This is a genomic window from Sinorhizobium sp., assembly GCF_059070375.1.
This window is the reverse complement of sequence record NZ_JCACWC010000002.1, coordinates 553,289-574,637: the sequence shown is the minus strand read 5'-3', so window position 1 is coordinate 574,637 and position 21,349 is coordinate 553,289. Positions and strand designations below refer to the sequence as shown.

Sequence of the window (21,349 nt, the reverse complement as noted above, 5' to 3'; positions counted from 1 at the left end):
AAAAGGGGAATTAGCATGCCGTTTTCAAAGATATTCCTGGGCGCAGCGACTGCCCTCATCCTCACATCTTCCGCCTATGCCGAGACGGAGCTCACCGTCTACACGTCCATCGAAGCGGTCGACCTCGACCGTTACAAGGAGACATTCGAAAAGGCCCACCCCGACATCAAGATCAACTGGGTCCGCGATTCCACCGGTGTGATGACGGCCAAGCTGCTGGCGGAGAAAGACAATCCGCAGGCCGACGTGGTCTGGGGCGTGGCTGCGACATCGCTGCTGCTGCTGAAGTCCGAGGGCATGCTCGAACCCTATTCTCCGAAGAACGTAGAGGCGCTCGACCCACGTTTCGTGGATGGCGACAAGCCGCCGAGCTGGGTGGGTATGGACGCATATGTGGCGGCTCTTTGTTACAATACGGTGGAGGCGGAGAAGCTCGGCCTGACGCCGCCCACCAGCTGGAAGGATCTCACGAAGCCCGAATACAAGGGCCATATCGTGATGCCCAATCCCAATTCCTCCGGCACAGGCTTCCTCGACGTCTCCGCCTGGCTTCAGACGTTCGGCGAAGAGGGAGCCTGGTCTTTCATGGACGCCCTGCACGAGAACATCGCCGCCTATACCCATTCGGGCTCCAAGCCTTGCAAGATGGCGGCATCAGGCGAAACCGTCATCGGCGTATCCTTCGAATTCCCGGGTGCCAAGGCGAAGACGTCGGGCGCGCCCATCGACATCATCTTTCCTTCCGAAGGATCGGGCTGGGAAGCCGAGGCCACGGCGATCATCGCCGGGACGGCCAATCTCGAGGCAGCGAAAACGCTGGCCGACTGGTCGGTCAGCAAGGAAGCCAACGAGATGTACAATGTCGGCTATGCCGTCGTGGCTTATCCCGGCGTCGCCAAGCCTATCGAAAATCTTCCCGACAACGTCGCCGACAAGATGATCGAGAACGACTTCGAGTGGGCCGCAAACAATCGCGCGCGCATTCTGAAGGAATGGCAGAAGCGCTACGACGCGAAATCCGAGCCCAAGTCCTGATCCGCATGCGTCTCACGGGAACGTTCGGCGCCAGCGGCGTTCCCGTCAAGCCTCATCGAATGCCTATTGCCCAGGAGCTTGCGGATGAAACATGCAACAGCCCCCGCGGAGCCGGCCATGCCCGCCTCCGCTACCCGTCAGATCGAAAGACGGCCATTCCTCGAAATCGGCGGCCTCTGGAAGGCCTATGGCGATTTCGTCGCGCTGCGCGACATCGACCTTCAGGTGAAGGAGGGCGAATTCATCTGTTTCCTCGGACCTTCCGGCTGCGGAAAGACCACGCTTCTGAGGGCCATCGCCGGCCTCGACATCCAGTCGCGGGGTACCATTTGGCAAGGCGGGCAGGATATTTCGAGGCTGCCGCCGGCGCAGCGGGACTATGGCATCGTCTTCCAGTCCTATGCGCTCTTCCCGAATCTGACCATCGAGAAGAACATCGCCTTCGGGCTCGAGAATATCGGCCGCCCGCGGCACGAAATCGCCTCCCGCGTCTCTGAGCTTCTGGAACTCGTCGGCTTGGGCAGTCAGGGCCGAAAATATCCGGCCCAGCTATCCGGCGGACAGCAGCAGCGCGTGGCACTTGCCCGCGCCATGGCGATCTCGCCGGGCCTGCTGCTTCTCGACGAGCCCCTGTCGGCGCTCGACGCCAAGGTGCGCGTGCATCTCAGACACGAGATCAAGGAGCTGCAGCGCAAGCTCGGCGTCACCACGATCATGGTTACGCACGATCAGGAAGAGGCGCTCTCCATGGCAGACCGGATCGTCGTCATGAATCATGGCGGCATCGAACAGGTCGGTACGCCGACCGAGATCTATCGCCACCCGAGGACACTCTTCGTCGCCGACTTCATCGGCGAGACCAACCAGTTCCCCGCAACGGTCGGGAAAGGCGCGCAAGTCGAAATCGGTCACACGCGATTTGCCTGTGCCGAGCATCGGTTACCGCCGGGTTCGGCGGCCGTAGCCGCTGTCCGGCCGGCCGATATCATTCCGCACGGAGCCGCCGCCCATCGGGCGACCGGGCTCGATGCCGTCGGCAATGCGGACAATCTCATCGACGCCCATGTGGAGGATATGGAGTTTCTCGGCATGTTCTGGCGCACACGGCTCTCAGCCCCGCGCCTGAAAGAGAAGGCGCTCGTCGCGGATTTCTCGACAAACGCGGTTCGCCGCCTGAGCATCGAGATCGGCAGCGCCATCCAGGTCGAAATCCCGCAGGAACGCCTGCTCCTTTTTGCAAAGGCCTGACGCGAATGACGCTTGCTGTCGATTTCCTTCCGCCCGGCCGAGCCGTTCGCCAGCAGACTTCCGGCGATGACAGGCTCAAACGCGCAGTCATGCTCGTCGTCGGCATCTATCTGGTCGTCGCTCTTGCACTACCGCTCTTCGTGATGCTGTCGAAATCGTTCTCCACCTACACGTTCGATCTCCGCCAGTTCGAGTTCCAAGTGAGCGACCAAAGCGGGCAGGAGTGGAGCGATGCCGTTACCGCAGCGGCGCTCAATGCCGCCGTCGCCGCCTTCCCGGAAAGCGAGCTCAAGGCCAGCGCCGATGGTCGGCTGCAGGCTGCGAAGCTCTTCCCGGATTTCAGCTTCCGCAGCCCGGTCAGATATCGCATTCGCGGCACGAGCGACGAGGCGCATTTTCTTGCCGGTTCGCAGCTGGTGCGCGGTACCGAGTGGCAGGAATATGACAGCAACAATTTCCGCAGGGTAATGCTGCGGCCCTCGCGCTCGATCGGAGTTTCCAACTTCGCCGAGTATTTCTCAACGCCTTCGCTCGTCCGTTCGATCAGGAATTCGGTGACGATGGCGCTGATCAGCACCGCAGTCACGCTCGTCGTCGCCTTCGGGCTCGCCTATGCCCTGAACAGGAGCCGGATGGCGGGGAAGGGGCTGTTCAAGCTCATCGTCACGATCCCGATCCTGGTTCCGTCTCTCTTGCCGGGTATCGCGCTCGTGTACCTGTTCGGAAATCAGGGCGTCTTTAAGGATCTGTTGTTCGGCCATTCGATCTATGGCCCGCTCGGAATCGTCGTGGGCTCGGTATTTTTCACGTTGCCGCACGCCTTTCTGATCATATCGACGGCTCTCTCGGTCGCCGATGCCCGTCACTACGAGGCGGCGACGTCGCTTCGCGCAAGCAAGTGGCGGACCTTCTGGACGGTGACCGTGCCCGGTGCCCGATACGGCCTGATCTCCGCGGCTTTCGTGGTTTTCACGCTGGTCATAACCGATTTCGGCCTGCCCAAGGTGATCGGCGGGCAATATGGCATGCTGGCCGTCGACATCTACAAGCAGGTGATCGGTCAGCAGAATTTCGAAATGGGCGCCGTCGTGTCGGTCATCCTGCTCGTTCCGGCCTTTCTGGCCTTCGTCGTCGATCGCATGACGCAGCGCCGGCAGGTGGCTTTGCTTTCCGCGCGCGCCGTCCCCTACGAGCCGAAGCCGCGGCGCGGTTTCGATGCGGCTTGTTTCGTATTCTGCTCCCTGGTCGCGGTCTTCGTCCTCGGGATGATCGGCATGTGCCAGGTTGCGGCGATCGTGAAATTCTGGCCATACGACCTCAGCCCGTCGCTGCGCAACTATGCCTTCGACCTTATGGATGGCGGCGGCTGGGATGCCTATTACAATTCGATCCGGCTCGCTCTCATGACGGCTGTGATCGGCTCGCTGATCGTGTTCACCGGCGCCTACATGGTCGAAAAGACCAAGGGCTTCGGGCTCGGCCGGGCGACCTTTCATATGCTCGCAATGCTCCCGATGGCCGTGCCGGGCATGGTGCTGGGTCTTGCCTATATCTTCTTCTTCAACAATGCCGCAAACCCGCTTCACGGCATCTACGGCACGATGACCATTCTGGTGCTGTGCACGGTCACGCATTTTTACACCGTCGCCCATCTGACGGCGCTCACTGCGCTGAAGCAGTTGGATCCGGAGTTCGAGGCAGTGGCGGGTTCTCTGAAGATACCCTTCTACAAGCTCTTCTTCCGGGTCACACTGCCGGTTTGCCTTCCTGCCGTGCTGGAGATCGCGATCTATCTCTTCGTCAACGCCATGACGACGGTCTCGGCAGTCGTGTTCCTCTATGCCACGGACACCAAGCTCGCCTCTGTTGCCATCCTGAACATGGATGACGCGGGCGACATAGCGCCCGCGGCCGCGATGGGCATGATGATCTTCTACACCAATGTGGCGGCAAAACTTCTTCATGCATTTGTATCGCGGCTTCTCCTTGCCCGCACACAGGGCTGGCGGCGTGTATCGCAGAGTGCAGCGGCCACCGCTCCGCACTGACCGCCGCGCCGGCTAAGGTGACGTCACCCCCGGCTTTGTGGGGGTGACAAGTCGACGTTTCCAATCTCATTATTTCAGGTGGGGCTGACGGGCAGGCGCACGCCAAGCGTGCGGGGTGGAAAATTGGCAGCTGCAGAACGGCAAAGCCGTAAATGCGCACAATCGTCAGAGAGGGAAGCTTAAGATGCCGAACCCTAGCCAGACCAGCGACAATTGGTGGATCAACGATCAGACGCCGGATAACCCTTATGGCAAGAGCGAGGACTATGAGTCCTTTCTCGACTACCTCGGGGCATTGCCCCGCAGTCTGACGCCGGAACTGGCTGCGGGAACGCTGAGGATCAACGTTTACGAGCTCAACGATCACCCCGAATACAAAGCCGCCGCGATCGGCGCGTTGCAGATGTGGGCGTCCGTCACCCCTTTAAAATTCGAGATCGTCGACGACGCACCGTTCGACAGCACGACGGACTGGATGGAGGTCGTCAGCCCCGAGCTCGGCGAGGAGGACGATGGCAGCGCCTATTCGAGCAACCGCTATGTCAGCATCGGGCAGCGTTTCCACGACACGGAACCGAATAAGACGGACATCGGCGGCTATGTCTTCGATTCCTTCATCCATGAGTTCGGCCATGAATTCGGACTGAACCATCCCGGACTTTACAATTACAGCGGTCCCGGCGGCGTGCAGATCAACTATCTGAACAATGCGACCTGGACTTATGATCGCCAGCAATACAGCGTGATGTCCTATTTCGACGGGATCGATGTCGGGGAAACCAGCCGCTGGTCTGCCTCGACGCCCCTCATGGCCGACATCGAGGCGGTCATCCGCCGCTTTTTCTCGACCGTGGACGAGAACGGAGTGCGCACTTATCAGCACATCGAGCTCAACACGGGGGACAACGTCTACGGCTTCGGGAGCACGCAATACGGCTATCAGTTGACCTCCTCGGGCATGCAGCATGACATCGGCTTTGCGATCCACGACACCGGCGGAACCGACACGATCGACTTCTCCGGCTCGACCGCGGGTACGATCCTCGACTTGCGCGCCGGTCAGTTCTCCAGCGTCAACGGTCACAGCAACAACGTGTCGATTTTCGCCGGCCACAATGCGGATGGGACTGATTATTACATCGAGAACGGCATCGGCAGCAGCTTCGACGACATTCTGATCGGCAATGACGGCGCCAACACGCTCGATGGCCGCGGCGGTGGCGACCGCATGGCCGGCAATGGCGGCGACGATACTTACTTCGTCGATTCACTTGACGACATCGTTCGTGAGGAGGCCAACGGCGGCAACGACACCGTCATCCTCCTGTCCAGGAACCTGAAAATCAGGAAAATCGCCAACGTCGAAAACATCATCTATGCCGACGAGTCGACGACGCAGCCTGGCGGGGGCGGCGCGTCCCCGCCCAGCGTCGGCGACAACACGATGACCAGCATCATTTTCGGCGGCAGCGGAAACGATACCCTCGACGGAGGCGCCGGCGACGACACGATCTTTGGGCAGGGTGGTGACGACCTGATTATCGGGGGCCGCGACTCGCTCGCCAGCCGCGACATCAACAATACGATCGACGTCGAAGACCTCGAAGACCAGACCGAGAGCGATGACGGAAACGATACGCTCTACGGCGGGGCCGGCAACGACACGATCCTCGGCGGCCAGGGCAATGACATTCTCGACGGCGGCGCCGGCGACGATACGCTAAGCGGCCAGGACGGAGTCGATATATTCAGGGGCGGGGCGGGGATCGATACCGTCGATTTCAGCAAGGAAAGTCCGTTTCAGCTGCTCGTCAACCTTGCCACGAATGTTGCCAGCGGCGGCACCGCCTCCGGCGACACTTTCTACAGCATCGAAAACCTGATCGGGTCCGATGACCGCATCGACCGCTTCATCGGCACATCCGCCGCAAATCACTTCTGGGGCCAGGGCGGCGGAGATTACTTCAATGGCGGCGGCGGCAACGACACCCTGGATGGCGGCAACGATGGCGACATCCTGTATGGCGAGGCCGGCAACGACACGATCATCGGCGGGGCCGGTCAGGACTATCTGGATGGTGGTTCCGGTATCGACACGGTCGTCTATGCGGGTAGCCCTGACGGCGTCACGATCGATCTTGCCAATGGCACTGCCAGCGGCGGCGACGGTGACGGCCCGGTGCAGATCGTCGGGCGAGGCGCGGTTATCCGGCACGATATGCTGGTCGGCTTCGAAAATGCCGTCGGCTCGTCCTTTGACGATCATCTCATCGGCAATGCGCAGGCCAACGATCTCGCCGGCGGTGCTGGCGACGACACGCTGACCGGCGGCGGCGGCGCCGACAGATTGAACGGCGGCGCCGGCAGCGATACGGCAGACTACGCCGATGCAGCGAGCGGCGTCAGGCTCAGTCTCACTGGAGGCAGGTCCGGCGGAGATACATATATCTCCATCGAGAATCTCGCAGGGTCGGGGTTCAATGACCGGCTGACCGGCAACGGTGCGGCCAACGTGTTGACCGGCCAGGGCGGCAACGACACGATCGACGGCGGCCGCGGCGACGACACCCTGCTCGGCGATTTTGCCTATCAGGGGGACGCGCCGCCACGCCCGGGCATGGGAACCGGCTACGCGACGCTCGGACCGGACGCGACGAACAATTCGATCGCGGCCGCGTTCGACATCTCCGACAACTTCTCCCTGACCAGCGACCCCGATATCTTCGACTCGACCACCGTCCTTCATACGACCGTCAACGCCACCGGCAACGGCCAGGGCGGATACTACAAGATCGATCTGGCGGCCGGTACGGTGATTACGATCGACATCGACGGAATCGCCGATCCGAACGTCCATGACAGTTGGGTCAGGCTGCTCGACAGCGCCGGCAACATCGTCGCTCAGAACGATGACGGCGGCGGCGATCCGGGCTCTGCCAGCAACCGGGATTCGAGCCTGGTATTCGTGGCTCAGGAGACCGGAACCTATTACATACTGGAAGGCAGCTGGTCGCCCACGGCGCCGGGCGACGGCTGGGCAGAAGCCGTGCCGGCAGGCTCGTCATACGAGCTTAATGTGTCGGTCGAGTTCCCTCCGGCTCCGGCCCAGCCGGGCGTCGCGGGATCGGACACCCTGATCGGCGGCGCAGGCAGCGATCTGCTGGATGGCGGACTGGCGGCCGACATGCTCACCGGCGGCGCGGGAGAGGATACATTCCGCTTCTCGACGGCGCTTGGGAACGGCAATGTCGATTGGATCAAGGACTTCGATGTCATCGACGACACGATCCTGCTGGACAACCTCGTTTTCGAAAGCGTGGGTGGCGAAGGCACTCTCGCCCTGGGCGCATTTTACGGAAGCGCGGGAGGTGTCGCCCATGACGCAGACGACCGCATCATATACGACACGGACAGCGGCGCCTTGTCCTATGACGCCGATGGCGGCGGAGACGTTGCAGCCATTCAGTTTGCGCAGCTGAGCACAAATCTGAGGCTTTCGGCCTCCGACTTCATTATCATCTGACGCACGGACGGGGCGCCTCAGGCGCCCCGTCCGCAGCGCCGCGTTTCGCGGGGCTTCCAGGGAGAGTGTGTGATGAAGCGCCGTACCGACCGCCGCACGGTACTCTTGACCGTCGGAGCTGCCGCCGTCGCCGCCGTCGCCGGGCCGGTCGCCGCGCAATCGACGGATATCCGCGGTGCAGTCACCTTCGAGGGTAGCGCGGTTATCCCGGAAGGTCATCTCGAGATTTATCTCGACGACCCTGCCATTCAGGACGAGACGCGGCGTCGCGCCACCCAAACGCGCATCAAAAGCGACGGAAAATCGAAGTCGATAGCATTTTCCTTGCCGTCGCCTGCAAGCGCGACCGCTTCTCCGACGCGGCGGATCGTGGCGCGTCTGGAGCGTGCGGACGGCTGGCTGATTGCGCGCGGCAGCACACGGCTGGAGGCGGGCTCGCCTGTATACGTCACACTCAATGCAGTCATTTATTGAAGGCTGGCAGCAGTCTCCGACGGCGCCGGTCTGATCAGTCAAGCGGGAGCGTCATTCGCGTCAGATACAGTTTTCACTCGCTGGACTCCGTCGAGCGCACGCCGCAAGCGCGTGGTGGCGACTCGACCGAGCATGATGGGCGCAAGGGACCGCCCGAGCGACAGGAGCGAGCGCCCCTTGTCGTGCGTTCTCACGCGTACCACCCGATCCAGATTTATCATCAGGGAGCGGCTGACGCGGAAGAATGGCGGCGTCGGAAGGTCTGCGCCGCATTGGCCGAGCAGCCGGCACACCAGATAGTCCCGCCCATCCGCCATCACGATGCGCGTGAAGTCCGCTTCGGCGGCGAGCATGGCGATCCCGTCTGTCGGCAGGACGACCGTTTGGCCCGCCATCCTGATGTGCAGGCGTCTCCTGTCGGGCGTGGCCCTGTCGGGCGTGGCTACCGGCGCTGTTGCCGTGTCCTCGATCTTGCCGTCAAGGTCGTGCGCGCGCCGATAGCGCCGCAGCCGGTCCAGGGTCAATGCCAGACGTTGCCGCTCCACGGGCTTCAGCAGGAAATCCAGCGCTGCGACGTCGAACGCCTGCGGCGCGTAGGTGCCGTGTCCGGTCACAAAGACGATCGCCGGCACCTGATCGAGCCGCTTGATCAGGCCGAATCCGTTGTCGTCGCCAAGATCGATGTCGAGGAAGATCGCATCTGGCCGCAGGGCATGCGTCAGTTGCTGCGCCTGATCCAGCGAACCGGCTTCGCCGATGACTTCGACATCCGGGTGCGCTTGGATCAGACGTTTCAGCCCTCGCCGGGCCGGCGGCTCGTCGTCGACAACCATCACGCGAAGCATGCATCCCCCCTCAGCATCAGGCGCGCGATCACGTTGTCGCCGGCCTGGATCAGTGTCAATGCGTGACCGAGCGGATAGTGCAGTTCCAGCCGGCGGCGAATGTTGGCGAGACCGATGGCCGGGCGGTCACGTTCGCCCGCTTCCAGCCTGCCGGGATTGCTGATCTCGATGACGAGGTCGACGTCTCGACGCTCCACGGTGATGCCGACCGCGAAACGGCTGGCCGACGAGCGCAGTCCGTGCTTCACGGCATTCTCCACCAGCGGCTGCAGAATGAGATGCGGCACGGCGATCGACCGGGCCGCGGGGTCCACCTCGACCATCAAATCGAGGCGGCCTTCGAACCGCAGCTCCTGGATACGGATGTAGGCGAGCATTGCTTCGATCTCGTCCGAGAGCGGACAGATGCGACGCGTCTGGTTCTCGAGCAAATAGCGCAGATAGGCCGTGATTCGGTGGATCATCTCGAGCGCCGTGTCCGGCTCCTCGGGAATCTCCATCGCGACGGTGTTCAGCACGTTGAACAGGAAGTGCGAATCGAGTTGCAGGCGCAACTGGTGAAGCTCGGCCCGCAGCGCCTCCTCGCGGGCCCGGTGGCGCCGGATCCGTTGCTTTCTCGCGTCGGCATCCGCCTTGATCCAGAGATAGGCAAGAGACCATCCCAGAAAGATCAGGGTATAGTAGATCGCCGGGATCACCGAGCCGTTGGCGCCGTAGTCCGGATCGATGTTCGGCTGCAGGATGTCCTTTATTCCGTTGGCGATCAGCATCTGCAGCAGGCCACCGGCAATCGAGAGCGCCAGGGCGACCGCGACGACCGTCAGCGTGACGCCGCCGATCCGGTGGCGAAATACCCGGTAAGCAAGGGTGGTGAGCGCGAAGCCGAGCGGCTCGAGAACGGCGGTCAATGCAAACGCGAATGCCACGTCCTCGAATGCGAGAATACGGCTCACGACGGCAAACAGCGCGCCGAATAGCCAGCCGGCCGTCTGCGCCCGCCAGAACGAACCGAGCGCACCCACCAGAACGGTGCCCGACCTGTCGGTTTTTCGCATCATCCGGCTCCGCCCGGAGCTCGGATCCGCGATGTGGCCTCCACTCAGCTCGCGACGAGGATCGGGCTCGGCAATGACAACCATCGAAGCTGTAATTCCCTAATTGCCGTCATCCCCGGGCTGGATTGGTCTCTTCACCGAGTAGATCGACCGGTTCATCGAATAGGGCGTGTCCATGCGCGGAGAGCGCATCATTAATACCTATGAGGAGTCGCATATTCAGTGCGTCGCACACTCGCACGTTGAACATGGCGGTGCAAGGCTTGCCGCCGTGTCTCGCTGTACGGGCGCCATTTTTCGGGGGGATACATCGGATGAAGCACGCCACCAGAAGCAGGAAAGCCCGGCCGAGGTCTTCGCTCACAGCATTCCGGCCCGGCGACCAAGCGGCGCTTCCGTCCGAGCGGAACACCTCGCATTTTTTGTTCGTGCTGGCCGTGGGTCTCGGCGGGGCGGCCCTGGCCGGCGAGGCGTATGCGGGTTGCAATGGAAGTGCAACCCAGACGATCGGCCAGGTCGACTATGGATACACATGGTCGGCCTGTTGGGGCGACAGTGGTGTGGATGACAAGGATGAGAAGAACGGTGATCCCGGAGCGAACATAACGATCAACACCCAGGCCTCGTACACGGCCGGCGCCAGTCTCCCCTACACCATGCCCTGGGATTCCGTCGGCGGTGTCATCATGACGTACACAATGGGTGGCGCTGGCGTCGACGAGGGAAGCGCCGGCGCAGGGGGCACCGTGACGATCACCAATTACGGGCCCATAACCCTGACCACCTCGACGGATCCAGGCTCGATCGGCAGCCTGATTTCCGCGACGAGCTTCGGCGGCTCGGGGGACGGGGATAACGACAATTACAAGTCCAACGGTGGGGCAGGCGGGTCCGGAGGCGCGCTGACGATCACCAACTACGGCGCGCTGAGCGTAGAGTCGCTCAGCTCCAATACGGCCAGGGGCATGGCCGGCATCCATGCCGTGAGCAAGGGTGGCACCGGCGGCAACCAGAACAGCGGCGCGGCAGGCGACCAGTTCGGGGGAGTCGGCGGCAGCGGCGGAAGCATCAGCATCACCAACACCGGGCAGGTGAATCTCGGCAGCGCGACCAACCCGCTGAACGGGCTGGACTATGTCTGGGGTCTCGCCGCCCAATCCATCGGCCAGGCGGGGGGGCACGACAATGGCGCGGGTGGGGCAGGTGGCGCCATCCGCATCAGCAACGGTTCAACCGGCGGAAATGCCTCGGTCGGTGCGATCAACATCTACTCGAACAGTGCCGACAGCGTGCGCGGGATCTATGCGTTCAGCCAAGGCTCCTATGGCACGGCCTCTCAGGATTCATCCGACAATGGCGGCGCCGGCGCGGACGGCGACCAGTTCAGCATCGACACCTATTCCGACATCACCGTGGTCGCCACCGGCTCCGGCCCGAACGAACTGTCCGGCGGCATCGTTGCCATCAGCCAGGGTGGTGATGGCGGCGCCGGCACCAAGTCAACGACCGGAGGCCGTGGCGGGAACGGCTCTGCGTTCAACTCGACTCTGAGCGTCCAATCGGGCGTCACGGTTTCGACAAAAGGCGATTATGTCGCCGGTGTCGTCGGGCTGGCCCAGGGCGGTAGAGGCGGCGACGGCGCCAGCGGCGAGAAGGACAGCTCCGGCGGTAAAGGCGGCGACGTCAGCGAGATTCAGATCAACGTCTATGGCGGTTCCATCGAGACCGACGGCCTCGAGGCCTACGGCCTGCTGGGGGGAAGCATCGGCGGTCAGGGAGGCAATGGCGGCGACGACACGGCCCTTGTCGGAACGAGCGGCGGCGGCGGCTACGGTGGCAATGCCGGCGGTGTCGGCGCGTATGTCACTGCTGGCTCCAAGATCACGACGACAGGGGACTTTTCGGCTGCGGTCACCCTGCATTCGATCGGCGGCGGCGGCGGCACGGGCGGCGATTTCACCGACGTGCTCGGCGGCGGTGCCGGCAATGGCGGCAATGGCGGCGATGGTAATACGGCCACCATCAACAATGCTGGCGGGACGATCGACACCTCGGGCGACCATTCCTATGGCATCCTGGTACAGTCGATCGGCGGCAGCGGCGGCACAGGCGGCATCGCCGACGGGCTGACGCTCGAGCTGGGTGGCGATGGCGGCGACGGCGGGAAGGCCGAGACGGCCAGCGTCCAGCATACCGGAATCATCACCACGACCGGCTATTCCGCGCACGGCATCATCGCGCAGTCGATCAGCGGCGGCGGCGGCGCTGCCGGCACGGCGGGCGGGGTGCTGTCTATCGGAGGTACCGGCGGCGCCGCCAACTACGGCGGTACTGCCGAGGTCCGGAGCTCGGGTGCCATCAGCACCGCCGGCGACGCGGCGATCGGTATCATGGCGCAATCCATCGGCGGCGGCGGCGGTTCAGGTGGCGGTGCTGAAGGCATCGCGGGCGTCGGAGGCTCGGGCGGCGCCGGCGGCTACGGTACTCATGCCAACATATTGCTGTCCGGCGGTTCGGTCACCACGCAGGGAGAAATGGCGCATGCGATCATGGCGCAGTCGATCGGCGGCGGCGGCGGCAATGGTGGCGATGTGATCGATATGTCGGTTGCGGTTCCGGGGCTGGGCGTCGGCGGCAGTGCCTCGGGTGGCGGTAGCGGCGGATGGGTCTGCGTCACCAATGCGAATCCCAGCAGCGATTGCTCCGCGGGTTCCGGAGCGCCGCAGCCCGTCACGATCGCGACCGGGGGTTCCGGAGCGGTCGGCATTCTCGCGCAGTCGATCGGCGGCGGCGGCGGCAATGGCGGCAACGCCACGGGCGGCGATGCCGGGTTCGGCAGCTTCCAGATCGGCGGCGGCGGTGGCGGTGGCGGCTATGCAAATACCGTGGATGTCGGCTTCCAGGGCCTCAGCCTGATGACCGGCGGCTCGCACGCCGCGGGCATCGTGGCGCAATCGATCGGCGGCGGCGGCGGCACCGGCGGCACCGCGAGCTCCTATTCCGCAGGTCTCGGCTTCACCGCGTCGGTCGCCGTCGGCGGTACCGGTGGCAACGGCGGGTACAGCGACAAGGTTACAGTGCATCTGACCGACAGTTCCATCTGGACCGGACAGGACGACGGCGACGTGACCGATGCCATCGGCGTGCTCGCGCAGTCGATCAGCGGCGGCGGCGGCAGTGGCGGCTCTTCGATTGCCGACGCACTCACTGTGGCGGTGCCGACCGGTGAGGACGTCTCCCTGGCGATGAGCGTCTCCACGGCGGTTGGAGGCAGCGGTGGATCGTCCCATGACGCCGCCGCGGTGTCACTGACGCTCGACGGCAGCACCGCGGTCTCCACGAAAGGCGCTTCGTCGCATGGCCTCGTGGCGCAGTCGATCGGCGGCGGCGGCGGCAATGGCGGCAGCGCGTCGTCGTTGGCCGCGACGGCGGGCACGGTGGACACGGTCAGCGCCGACATCGGCGTCTCGGTCGGAGGCTCGGGCAGCGGCGGCGGCAATGGCGGTACCGTCACGGTCGATCTCGATGACAGCGCCTCGGTGGCGACGGCCGGCGACTATGCCAATGCGATCGTGGCGCAGTCGATCGGCGGCGGCGGCGGCAATGGCGGCGTCGGCAGTGTCAACAGCAAGCAGATCGGCAGCGGCTTCAACCTGACCGCAAAAGTCGGGATCGGCGGATCAGGCAGCGGCGGCGCCGGCGCCGGGAACGCGACTGTGACGCTCGACAGCGGCACCAGCCTGCAGACCAGCGGGTCCGGTTCGCGCGGCGTGCTCGTCCAGTCGATCGGCGGTGGCGGCGGGACTTCGCAGGGCGCCAGCGTCGGGCTGTCGGCCAGCGCCAGTCTGCCCGGCGGCGAGGAAGCCGAAGAATCGGAAGAGGGCAGCGGCGCTTTCTCCGCATCTGTCGACGTTTCGCTGGGCCGCACCGGCGGCAGCGGCGGCTCCGCCGGCACGGTCGACGTCACCACCGCAGGTAAGATCACTACTTTTGGCGCCGATGCCGACGGGGTATTGGCGCAGTCGATCGGCGGTGGCGGCGGGCTGGGCGGCTCGGTGGGGCAGGCTACTTCCGACGGTTCCGAGCCGCTCGACGACGAGGGAGAGAGCGATTGCTCCAGCGTCGACGGCGATGGTGAATCCGGCTACTGCTTCGGAGTGAGTGTCGGCGCGACCATCGACGACGGCGGCACTGGCGGGACGGCCGCAAACGGCAACGCGGTCACGCTGACGCATGCCGGTCGCATCGCCACGCTGGGCGACTGGGCCGACGGCATCGTCGCCCAGTCGATCGGCGGGGGCGGCGGTGCGGGCGGCACCTCCACCGCGTCCGGAAGCCAGGCAACGGCCAACATCACCGTCGGTGTCGGCGGCAGTGGCGGTGCGGGCGGCAATGGCGGTGCGGTCGACGTCACCTTCGACGACAATCATGGCAACAGCATCAGCACCGCGGGATACAGCGCCTATGGCGTGCTGCTGCAGTCGATCGGCGGCGGCGGCGGGCAGGGCGGCGATGGTTCCGACCAGGCGGCAGGCAGGATCACGGTCGGCGGCGGCTTCGGCGGCAGCGGCGGTGCCGGCGGCAGCGGCGGTAAGGTCACCGCCAAGGGATGGATCAACCTTTCGACGAGCGGCGATGACGCGCACGGCATCGTAGCGCAGTCGATCGGCGGCGGCGGCGGCGTCGGCGGCGCCGGAAGCAGCACCGCCGCCGAAAAAGAGCACAGCCACACGATCGATCTCGTTGTCGGCGGCAGCGGCGGTGTCGGCGGCAGCGGCGGCGAAGTCGATCTCAGCGTCGGCACGACCCTCAACACTTCGGGCGCACGGGCATTCGGCCTCGTCGCCCAGTCTATCGGCGGCGGCGGCGGCATCGGCGGCGCTGGCGAGGCCGACAGCATTGCCTCGCTGGTGGTGGGCGGCTCGGGCGGTGGAACAATAGACGGCGGCGCAGTCACGGTCGACCTGACGAGCCAGAGCTCGATCACGACGCGGGGCATAGCCGCCCATGGCCTCGTCGCCCAGTCGATCGGCGGCGGCGGCGGTGTTGGCGGCGCCGCCTCTGGTGCACCGCTCTCTTTCACCGGCAAAAGCCCCGGCAGCTACGGTGACGGTGGCAACGTCGCCGTCACGGCCGACGGCAGCATCTTCACGCGCGGCGACTACGCCTTCGGCGTGCTGGCGCAGTCGATCGGGGGCGGCGGCGGCTTCGGCGGCAATGCGACGAGTGCCTTTATCGGTTCCAACGGAAATCTCTCCTCGGACGGCAAGAGCGGCAATGTTACCGTCAGCCTCGCTGCCGGCAGAACTATTCAGGCGTCCGGCAAGGACTCGATCGGCATATTCGCGCAGAGCGATGCAGGAACGGACAACAACGGCACGGTCGATGTGACCGTCAGTGGTACTGTCACCGGCGGTTCCGGCGACAACGGCGCCGGCATCTGGGTTTCGGCCGGTAAAAACAACGTGTTGACCGTCAACTCCGGAGGCAGCGTCTCGGCCGCTTCGGGCGTCGCCGTTCAATATACCGCCGGCGTAAACTCGCCCGGAGACAGCACCCTGATGGTGAACAACGCCGGTACCATCAGCGGCAGCGTGAAAGGAGCCTTGCCCGTCGCGGCCAAAATGTCGAGGGTGGCCCGCTTGGGCGGCGACACGGCGGTCTCCGTTGTCAATAAGGCAGGCGGCCTGTTGGCGGATGCAGAGATCTACGAGGCTGACGTAATGAATCATGGCAGCCTCACGATCGGTCGTTCCGGCGGTATCGACGGCACCCGGATCACAGGCAACCTCACGCAGGACGCAGGTGGGCTGCTGGGGATCACCGCCGACTTCGCCGGCTTCCGTATGGACCGGCTGATCATCGACGGCGACGCCACGCTCGCCGGCAAGTTGACGGTGAACGCCATCAGCGTCCTGCCAGACATCAGCCTGCCGTTCCTCACTGTCGAAGGCGCCCTGGACCATTCGTTGAGCGCCGAGTCGTCGATCTTCGATTATTCCATCAGCCGGGCGGGAAATGAGCTGTCGGTTTCAGCGGATTCGGCTCACTTCACCGATCCCGGTGCCGTGCTGAACCAAGACCAGAACAACGTCGCCGGTCATCTGCAGCAGGTTTGGGACGCCGGCGGCGGTTCCTTCGGCACGCTTTTCGGCACGCTCGGATCTCTGGCCGACCACGATTCCGGCGACTACGCGGCTGCTCTCTCCGACATGTCGCCCGGCATTTCGGGCGCGGCCGCGGCCGGCAGCATCGCCATGACGCAGCAGCGTCTCGACCTGCTATTGAGCTGCCCGATGTTTGCCGATGGCACCTCGGCTCTGGTCGAGACGAGTTGCATGTGGAGCCAGGCCGGCGCACAAACACTGGACCAGAAGGCCGGCGGCGGCGTGTCGGGCTTCGATACGACGACCTACGCCCTTCGGGCGGGGGCCCAGGTGGAGGTATCGCCGGACTGGTTCGTCGGCTTCGCCGGTGGCTATGACCGCAGTTCCATTCGCGGCGACGACGGCCGGGTCAACGCCGACGGCGACATCATCTATGCCGGCGCCTCGCTGAAGCATGAGATCGGCCCATGGCTGCTGTCGGGCGCCGTCGCCGGCAGCTATGGTTGGTACGACAACACGCGCACGATCCGCATTCCGGGCTTCGCCGGCCAGGCCGAGGGCGATCCGGAGATCTACAACCTCAGCACCCGGGTACGCGCCGCCTATACCTTCGCGCAGGAGCCCTATTATGTGCGGCCTCTGGTCGATCTCGATCTGATCTACTCGCATGCCAGCGGTTATCGCGAGTCGGGAACCGGCGCGCTCGACCTCCTGGTCGACGACTCCGGCCAATGGAGCTTCCACGCAACCCCGGCAATCGAGGTCGGCACGCGGGTCGAGGTGAACGAAACGACGGTGATGCGGGCGTTTGCAGGCGCAGGAGTGAGCTTCAGCACGGTCGACAGCTGGGATACCTCGGCCCGGCTGGCCGGTGCTCCGGCCGGGATCGGCATGTTCGACAGCGAGGTGCCGCTGGCAGACGTGGTCGGGCGGGTAACCGCGGGCATCGATCTTGCAACGGATAGCGGCTTCGGTCTCCGCGTGGAATATAACGGCTCATTCTCGGACACCTACAACAGTCATGCCGGTTCGCTGCGCTTGAGCCACAAGTTCTGAGGAAACGACTGGAGACAATGCAGCTGCGCAGGAGCTGCGGACGCTCCCGGGCGGGGCGTCCTCGGCGCGGCTTACCGCATCGCTGGTACCGTACAGAAAGATTTTCCAAGGTTCGGCGGATCTCCAGCCAAACCATGTCCTGACTCGACGTACATCGCGGGGTAGATGAGGTTCACATATGAATTCGGGAGCCTCACGAAATGCGCATCGCATCATTAGCCTTCACGCTGTCCTTCCTCGCCTCTTCAGCGCTGGCTGCCGACATCAGTCCACTCGTAGATGCCGAATGGGTCAAGGCGCATGCCGGCGATAAGGACGTCGTCATCCTCGACATCCGTGACAAGGTCGCCGAGACAGAACTTGGCGACAAGCCCTATATCCAGGGCGCGGTGGTTGCCCCCTATGCGAGCGCCGGTTGGCGTACCGAGGTGGGTGGCGTCCCCGGCATGCTGCCGCCGCTGGAGCAGATCACCAAGTTGATCGGCGATCTCGGCATCGACGATGACGATCACGTCGTCATCGTGCCCTGGGGTACGGATTCGACTGAGTTCGGTGGCGCGACCCGCGTCTATTGGACGTTCAAATATCTCGGCCATGAGGAAGTCTCGATCCTCGACGGCGGGTGGCGGCAGTACGACGCCGCCGGCGGGGCCCGTTCCGCCGAGGCAGTAAAGCCCGAACCGGCGACGTTCCACGCCGAGCCGCAGGAAAAACTGCTGGCGACGACCGAGGAAGTCGCTGCCGCGCTTAAGGCCGGCGTCAAGCTCATCGATGGCCGGCCGGCCGAGCAGCACGAGGGCAAGTCCAAGAGCCCGGTCGTGCGCGCCAACGGCACTATTCCTGGATCGATCAATATCGAGCACTCCAAGCTCTACAGTCAGGACCACGCGCTTTTCGCCCGACCCGAAACTGTGAAGGCCCTGACCGAGGCCGCCGGTCTGGCTGCGGAAGAGGAAAACATCGCCTTCTGCAACACGGGGCACTGGGCATCCGTAACATGGTTCGCCCTGTCCGAGGTGCTAGGCAACAAGAACACCACCATGTATGACGGCTCGATGGCCGAATGGACGGCCGACCCGGCGCGCCCGGTCGAGAACAAGTCGGGCACCTGACGCCAGCGGACCGGGACCGATCCGCGGTAGCGGAAGAACAGGCGAATGTCCGCAAGCTGCGGACATTCGCGATTTGACCAATGCCGCACAAGCGGCAGGAATTCGAAATGACCGACATTTCCTTTGATCGTTCGCGATATTTGCCGCCGGCGATTGTCGACCGTGGGCCGGCGCTCGTAGCCGGCGGCGCACTGCTGATAGGCTTTCTCGTCATCGCGCAGCTGATCGATCTGCGGCAGGCGGCCCTCTTCGTCGTCGGCGGCCTGTTGGGGGTTGCTCTTTATCACGGCTCCTTCGGTTTCACGGGCGGGTGGCGCCGGATGGTGGTCGAACGTCGCGGGCGCGGCATCCGCGCCCAGATGCTGATGATCGGCGTGGCGGCATTGGCCATGATCCCGCTGATCTCGGCAGGCAGCCTCGGTGGCCAGCCGATCGTCGGCGCGCTGGCGCCGGTCGGGGTCTCCGTACTCGTCGGGGCTGCCATGTTCGGGTTGGGCATGCAGCTTGGCGGCGGCTGCGGTTCGGGCACATTGTTCACCGTCGGCGGCGGTTCGGCCCGCATGCTCGTCACGCTTGCCTTCTTCATCGTCGGCGCGCTCATCGGCTCGGCGCATCTTCCGTGGTGGCTGACCCTTCCATCCTTCGGCACGATCGATCTCGGCCGGCAGCTCGGGACCGGCACTGCCATCCTCGCGACGCTCGCAGGGCTCGGCCTCGTTGCCCTGGCGACGGCGCTGATCGAGTGGCGGGCGCATGGCAATATCGAAAGGGAGCCGGAACCGTCGCGTGCGGGTTGGACCTGGCTGCTTTACGGTCCATGGCCTCTGGTGGGGGCAGGGCTGCTCATGGCTTTGCTCAACGTCGCCACGCTGCTGCTTGCCGGCCATCCCTGGTCGGTCACGTTCGGCTTCGGTCTGTGGGGGGCCAAGGCGGCGCAGGCGGTCGGCGTACCGGTCGCGACGTGGGAGTTCTGGAGCTGGCCGGGGCCGCAAGCGGCGCTCAATGCAAGCGTCCTCGCCGACGTTACATCGGTGATGAATTTCGGTATCGTTCTTGGCGCGGCAGCCGCCGCGAGTCTTGCCGGAAAATTCGCGCCGAAGGCAAAAATTCCGTTTGGCTCCATGCTCGCGGCCGTCGTCGGCGGTCTGTTGATGGGTTATGGCGCACGGCTTTCCTTCGGCTGCAATATAGGCGCGCTGTTCTCAGGCATCGCTTCGGGCAGCCTGCATGGCTGGCTGTGGTTTGCAACTGCCTTTGTCGGCTCGTTCGTCGGCGTCTGGATGCGTCCGCTTTTCGGTCTCGACGGGTTCAAGAAGAAATGACGACAAGGAACACGCTTCTTTTCGGTGCAGCGCTGGCGGCAGCGACCGCCGCTGTGGCCGTCGATCACCACAGTCATCCCGTTCCGCGCCCCCAGCCGGCAGCGGCCTCCGGTTCGGCTGGAGGGGCGGCGCCCTGTGCCGCAGGTGCCCCGTGCGCCGCTGCCGCGCCTTGTGCGGCCGGTGCGCCTTGCGCCGCCGGCGCTCCGCTCGCGGCACCACCTCCGCCGCCCGCGCCAGTGCCCATCGCACCTTGTGCCGCCGGGGCACCCTGCACGGCAGCGGCACCCAAGCTCGCGCCGCCGCCGCCGCCGGTTCCCCTTCCGGCCGAGAGCAAGAAGCTTCCGCCGCCTCCGCCGCCCATTCCCTTGCCGGACCGGGAAAATGGCTGAGCAAGCCATAGAACTCGCGCGCCGCGAGATCGCCTACTGCGAAACCTTGCTCGCCAAGGGCGGTCTCAACGTGCTCAGCGAGACCTTTCGCGACACGGCTGAAATCAAGGCCTGGGACCACTACCCGACAGGCGATGTGTTCGACCCGACGAGCGGCGCTCAGTGGTTCTATCACTGCCACCCGGCTGAAGAGGCAGCGGAAGAACACGGCCATTTCCACTGCTTCTTGCGACCGCAAGGACCGCAAGGGCCGATCCACCATCTCGCGGCTGTGGGGGTCGACGCTCACGGGCGCCTTTTGCGGCTTTTCACGGTGAACCAATGGGTGGTCGGCGATGACTGGCTCGGCGCGGAAGGCACGATCGCTCTTTTGCCGCGCTTCGACGTACAGATGCCGCGGCCGTCTTATCTCGTGAACCGTTGGCTGACGGCAATTTTCGTTGCCTACGAGCCGCAAATAACCGAACTGATCCGCGAGCGTGACCGCACCTTGCTCACACACCGCCAGCCTGAAGGCGTCGAAGCGCGCCAGGACCGCGCGCTGGAGGTCACTTCGGAGTTCAAGCTTTCGGGTCGCTAGATGTGGCGAACGAGGATTCAGCATATCCCCCTTAACCACACCAAAGCTCCAAGAGTGCGGTATCGGCTCCGAAACTGGGTGAGTGAGTGACTGGAACCTCCTGTAATCACAGGCGTTCTATGGAATCGTCGCTGCCGACCCGAAGGTACAATGTGCCGTGCGGATCTGAAAGGTACGCTGGCAGCGAAGTGCGTCCAGTCAGAGAAGCGGCCCAGGATAGCCTTCTGTTGCCTCACTCCCTGAGGTGGACTTTTGCGCGTGCACTCGCTTCAGCACGTCAAGATTTGTCTTGGTACGCGCTATCGCGTCGTGAAGCCGCGGATCAGGTCCAAGCATCTTGTTGTCATTAAGCAAAGCAACGGAAACAACACCTGCGTTGTGTTCCATAAGATAGATTATCTGATTTTTGCATGTAGCGGCAGTTTAGAGATGCGACATATGAGCCAGTTAGAGATGCGACAGTCGTCGCCTCTCGGGATGCTGGTCAAACGTCAACGTTTGGAAGGAAGACTGGCGACGTGAAGCGTGGTTGAGACCATGAGCGTTCGGAGTCGT

General features: G+C 64.2%; 11 protein-coding genes. 9 read left to right on the top strand and 2 right to left on the bottom strand.

All coding sequences use genetic code 11. From position 1 onward, the window contains the following. The first annotated feature begins 15 nt into the window (after positions 1-15). From AC5J09_RS07245 to AC5J09_RS07225, 5 genes are all read left to right on the top strand, one after another. Complete coding sequence (locus AC5J09_RS07245) at positions 16-1,035, top strand: putative 2-aminoethylphosphonate ABC transporter substrate-binding protein (RefSeq protein WP_494297249.1); 1,020 nt, start codon at positions 16-18, stop codon at positions 1,033-1,035. Positions 1,036-1,119: 84 nt separating this feature from the next. Continuing rightward, complete coding sequence (locus AC5J09_RS07240) at positions 1,120-2,283, top strand: putative 2-aminoethylphosphonate ABC transporter ATP-binding protein (RefSeq protein ID WP_100670296.1); 1,164 nt, start codon at positions 1,120-1,122, stop codon at positions 2,281-2,283. Positions 2,284-2,288: 5 nt separating this feature from the next. Then, positions 2,289-4,331, top strand: coding sequence for a putative 2-aminoethylphosphonate ABC transporter permease subunit (locus AC5J09_RS07235; protein WP_494297247.1), 2,043 nt, complete (start codon positions 2,289-2,291; stop codon positions 4,329-4,331). Between the two features lie 184 nt (positions 4,332-4,515). Next, positions 4,516-7,854, top strand: a complete 3,339-nt coding sequence (locus AC5J09_RS07230; protein ID WP_494297245.1) for a M10 family metallopeptidase C-terminal domain-containing protein — start codon at positions 4,516-4,518, stop codon at positions 7,852-7,854. Between the two features lie 72 nt (positions 7,855-7,926). Continuing rightward, a complete protein-coding gene (locus tag AC5J09_RS07225; protein ID WP_494297243.1) occupies positions 7,927-8,328 on the top strand; it encodes a hypothetical protein in 402 nt (133 codons plus the stop codon). Positions 8,329-8,366: 38 nt separating this feature from the next. On the opposite strand, the gene AC5J09_RS07220 is transcribed toward AC5J09_RS07225, so the two are convergent. After that, positions 8,367-9,173, bottom strand: a complete 807-nt coding sequence (locus AC5J09_RS07220; protein ID WP_494297241.1) for a LytR/AlgR family response regulator transcription factor — start codon at positions 9,171-9,173, stop codon at positions 8,367-8,369. Beyond that, complete coding sequence (locus tag AC5J09_RS07215; protein ID WP_494297239.1) at positions 9,161-10,312, bottom strand: sensor histidine kinase; 1,152 nt, start codon at positions 10,310-10,312, stop codon at positions 9,161-9,163. Before AC5J09_RS07215 ends, AC5J09_RS07220 begins: the two co-directional genes overlap by 13 nt. A gap of 230 nt (positions 10,313-10,542) precedes the next feature. On the opposite strand from AC5J09_RS07215, the gene AC5J09_RS07210 reads away from it, so the two are divergent. From AC5J09_RS07210 to AC5J09_RS07195, 4 genes are all read left to right on the top strand, one after another. Beyond that, positions 10,543-17,391: an autotransporter outer membrane beta-barrel domain-containing protein gene (locus tag AC5J09_RS07210; protein WP_494297237.1), complete on the top strand. Its 6,849-nt coding sequence runs from the start codon at positions 10,543-10,545 to the stop codon at positions 17,389-17,391. A gap of 200 nt (positions 17,392-17,591) precedes the next feature. Next, a complete protein-coding gene (locus tag AC5J09_RS07205; RefSeq protein ID WP_100670302.1) occupies positions 17,592-18,503 on the top strand; it encodes a sulfurtransferase in 912 nt (303 codons plus the stop codon). 107 nt (positions 18,504-18,610) lie between these two features. After that, entirely contained in the window at positions 18,611-19,825 is a 1,215-nt protein-coding gene (locus tag AC5J09_RS07200; protein WP_494297235.1) for a YeeE/YedE family protein, read from the top strand. Positions 19,826-20,206: 381 nt separating this feature from the next. Beyond that, positions 20,207-20,794 (top strand): DUF6969 family protein, encoded by a 588-nt coding sequence (locus AC5J09_RS07195; RefSeq protein ID WP_494297233.1) that lies wholly within the window; start codon positions 20,207-20,209, stop codon positions 20,792-20,794. Positions 20,795-21,349: the final 555 nt, after the last annotated feature.

Bases quoted from the DNA above. Each gene is read 5' to 3' on its own strand.
- AC5J09_RS07245 (WP_494297249.1), top strand. From the start codon at position 16: ATGCCGTTTTCAAAGATATTCCTGGGCGCAGCGACTGCCCTCATCCTC.
- AC5J09_RS07235 (WP_494297247.1), top strand. From the start codon at position 2,289: ATGACGCTTGCTGTCGATTTCCTTCCGCCCGGCCGAGCCGTTCGCCAG.
- AC5J09_RS07240 (WP_100670296.1), top strand. From the start codon at position 1,120: ATGAAACATGCAACAGCCCCCGCGGAGCCGGCCATGCCCGCCTCCGCT.
- AC5J09_RS07195 (WP_494297233.1), top strand. From the start codon at position 20,207: ATGGCTGAGCAAGCCATAGAACTCGCGCGCCGCGAGATCGCCTACTGC.
- AC5J09_RS07225 (WP_494297243.1), top strand. From the start codon at position 7,927: ATGAAGCGCCGTACCGACCGCCGCACGGTACTCTTGACCGTCGGAGCT.
- AC5J09_RS07220 (WP_494297241.1), bottom strand. From the start codon at position 9,173: ATGCTTCGCGTGATGGTTGTCGACGACGAGCCGCCGGCCCGGCGAGGG.
- AC5J09_RS07210 (WP_494297237.1), top strand. From the start codon at position 10,543: ATGAAGCACGCCACCAGAAGCAGGAAAGCCCGGCCGAGGTCTTCGCTC.
- AC5J09_RS07200 (WP_494297235.1), top strand. From the start codon at position 18,611: ATGACCGACATTTCCTTTGATCGTTCGCGATATTTGCCGCCGGCGATT.
- AC5J09_RS07215 (WP_494297239.1), bottom strand. From the start codon at position 10,312: ATGGTTGTCATTGCCGAGCCCGATCCTCGTCGCGAGCTGAGTGGAGGC.
- AC5J09_RS07230 (WP_494297245.1), top strand. From the start codon at position 4,516: ATGCCGAACCCTAGCCAGACCAGCGACAATTGGTGGATCAACGATCAG.
- AC5J09_RS07205 (WP_100670302.1), top strand. From the start codon at position 17,592: ATGCGCATCGCATCATTAGCCTTCACGCTGTCCTTCCTCGCCTCTTCA.